The 2705-nt window shown below is 44.8% G+C and carries 1 protein-coding gene and 4 tRNA genes; 3 read left to right on the top strand and 2 right to left on the bottom strand.

The annotated features are described in order from the left end of the window. Nucleotides 1–66 precede the first annotated feature (66 nt). Both FW758_RS24240 and FW758_RS24235 read right to left on the bottom strand, forming a co-directional pair. A tRNA-Val gene (locus tag FW758_RS24240) sits at nt 67–142 on the bottom strand. Nucleotides 143–198: 56 nt separating this feature from the next. After that, nucleotides 199–274 (bottom strand) — tRNA-Val (locus tag FW758_RS24235). A gap of 615 nt (nt 275–889) precedes the next feature. Between FW758_RS24235 and gltX the strand changes: the two genes are divergently transcribed. From gltX to FW758_RS24220, 3 genes are all read left to right on the top strand, one after another. Next, nucleotides 890–2299: a glutamate--tRNA ligase gene (gene gltX / locus FW758_RS24230; protein ID WP_446446792.1), complete on the top strand. Its 1410-nt coding sequence runs from the start codon at nt 890–892 to the stop codon at nt 2297–2299. Nucleotides 2300–2403: 104 nt separating this feature from the next. Then, nucleotides 2404–2479, top strand: a tRNA-Ala gene (locus tag FW758_RS24225). Between the two features lie 134 nt (nt 2480–2613). After that, nucleotides 2614–2689: transfer RNA gene (locus tag FW758_RS24220), tRNA-Glu, on the top strand. Nucleotides 2690–2705 lie beyond the last annotated feature (16 nt).

The raw sequence follows: 2705 nt of genomic DNA, 5'->3' as shown, positions 1-2705 counted from the left end.
CCAGCTGAGCTAAGCGACCTGGGAATTCTGATATTACACAATTTTAAGTCATTCTTTACTGAAGAATGGTGGTCGCTACTGGGCTCGAACCAGTGACCCCCTCCTTGTAAGGGAGGTGCTCTCCCAGCTGAGCTAAGCGACCTGGGATATAACTATTTTGTACAGCCATTATTTCTTTACAAATCATGTATAAAACAATGGTGGTCGATACTGGGCTCGAACCAGTGACCCCCTCCTTGTAAGGGAGGTGCTCTCCCAGCTGAGCTAATCGACCTCGCTGTGTGGAGCCGTATTATAGGGAGGTTCGATCTAGTGTCAACGCTTTTTAGTGAAAAAAGCATTGGTCGCGCTATTTTTGTTCGCATTGGCTTAATGCTAATCACGCCGCCGATCAAAGTGTTAGTTTATTCGCCTGTCAATGGCGTGCAATTTGGGTGTTTGGGATGCCGCGATAGCTAGACTCATGTCATTCGTGAGCATTTTTGGCGATAAAATGACAGGGTGTGAGTGACTCACAATGATTAGATGTTAGAGATTGAGTGGATAGCGGTGTATAGGCGTTGCGCCAAAGACACACTATTTATAGCTGAAGGCATGATAGGGGCAAAAGTAGGGCAGGGATCTAAGCGTAGCGAAAATCAATCCATGAGTCTTAAGTCAGATAAATGGGGCACAGGTTTGCGGGTGATAGCTGTGGCATCACTTTATATGTGCACCTTTATATAGGCTTCTCTATAAAAGGAGGGGATTTAGCGTCACGATTTTACTAGATAAGTGATACTGCAGAGCTTGTCCCATTTGCAGCGCCTGCTTTGACTGTTAGAATAAGCCCACTTTTTTATCGTGATTGTCTTTATCTAGACGACTTTATATAGGTTAGTGTCCCATTATGACAACTAAGACGCGTTTTGCCCCTAGTCCTACTGGTTTCTTACATGTTGGTGGTGCCCGTACTGCACTTTATTCTTGGTTACAAGCTCGTGCCAATAACGGTGAGTTTGTATTACGTATTGAAGACACTGATATTGAGCGTTCGACTCAAGCCGCCTGCGATGCGATTTTAGAAGGTATGAACTGGTTAGGTTTGACATGGGACGAGGGCCCGTATTACCAAACTAAGCGTTTTGATCGTTATAACGAAATTATTGCCCAAATGTTAGCAAAGGGCACTGCATATAAATGCTATTGCTCACGTGAGCGTATTGATGCGTTAAGAGAAGCACAAGCCGCAAACGGTGAAGCACAAAAGTACGATGGTTGCTGCCGTGACTTACCCGCTCGTGATACTGATGAGCCATTTGTCGTGCGCTTCAAAAATCCTATCGGCGGTTCAGTGGTATTTGATGACCATGTTCGTGGCCGTATTGAATTTTCTAACGATGCATTAGATGACTTGATCATCGCCCGTACCGATGGTGTGCCAACCTATAACTTCTGTGTAGTCGTTGACGATTGGGATATGGGAATTACTTGTGTGGTTCGTGGTGAAGATCATATCAACAATACGCCGCGTCAAATCAATATCCTTAAAGCATTAGGGGCGCCGATCCCAGAATATGCTCACGTCTCTATGATTCTCGGTGATGATGGTGCGAAATTATCTAAGCGTCATGGTGCAGTGAGCGTAATGCAGTACCGTGACGATGGTTATTTGCCAGAAGCACTATTGAATTACCTAGTACGTTTAGGGTGGTCACATGGCGATCAAGAAATCTTCTCATTAGAAGAAATGAAGCAATACTTTAAGCTCGGTGATATCAATAAAGCCGCTTCAGCCTTTAATACCGATAAACTGGTGTGGTTGAACCAACACTATATTAAGAGTCTTGCTCCAGAATATGTGGCGACACACTTACAATGGCACATGGACGATCAAAAAATTGATATGTCAAACGGCCCATCATTAGCGGAAGTGGTTACGGCATTAGCTGAACGCGCTAAGACACTAAAAGAGTTAGCCGCTTCTAGCCGCTATTTCTATGAAGACTTTGCAGAGTTTGATGAGGCCCAAGCGAAAAAGCATTTACGTGGTGTTGCGTTAGAGCCATTGCAACTGGTTCAACAAAAATTAGCCGCATTAACTGAGTGGACTGTAGAAGCTATCCATCAGGCGATTGAAGACACTGCAACAGAATTAGATGTGGGTATGGGCAAGGTTGGTATGCCTTTGCGTGTCGCTGTAACAGGGGCAGGGCAGTCACCAGGCCTTGATATCACATTATTTTTAATCGGAAGAAGCCGTTCTGAGCAAAGAACATCCAAAGCGATTGAATTTGTAGCAGATAGAATAAATTCCTAAAAAACGAGTTGACACTTTTAGGTGCGCTGCATAGAATGCGCCACGCAGTTGAGACACAGACGAGCAAATGCTTGTAGTGCACTTAAATGTAGTTTAATAAGTTTGGGGCTATAGCTCAGCTGGGAGAGCGCTTGCATGGCATGCAAGAGGTCCACGGTTCGATCCCGTGTAGCTCCACCAAACTTACTGTAGATGTTAAGCAGGAACGTGAGTTCGAATTAATATGTCTGAGGTCAGCTTCCTTCATTAGAAGAGAGTGCCTAAGACACCGTAGATGTTAAACGGGAACAATAGGTTCAAATTAATATGTCCGGGTCCCCTTCGTCTAGAGGCCTAGGACACCGCCCTTTCACGGCGGTAACAGGGGTTCGAATCCCCTAGGGGATACCATCTATTTTTTATAGAA

The sequence above is a fragment of the Shewanella sp. 1180_01 genome, from assembly GCF_052850535.1.
Note: the sequence above shows the minus strand (reverse complement) of the source record. Positions and strands in the feature narration are given on the sequence as shown.

Excerpts from the sequence above, each read along its gene's own strand:
- gltX (WP_446446792.1), top strand. The coding sequence starts at position 890 with ATGACAACTAAGACGCGTTTTGCCCCTAGTCCTACTGGTTTCTTACAT.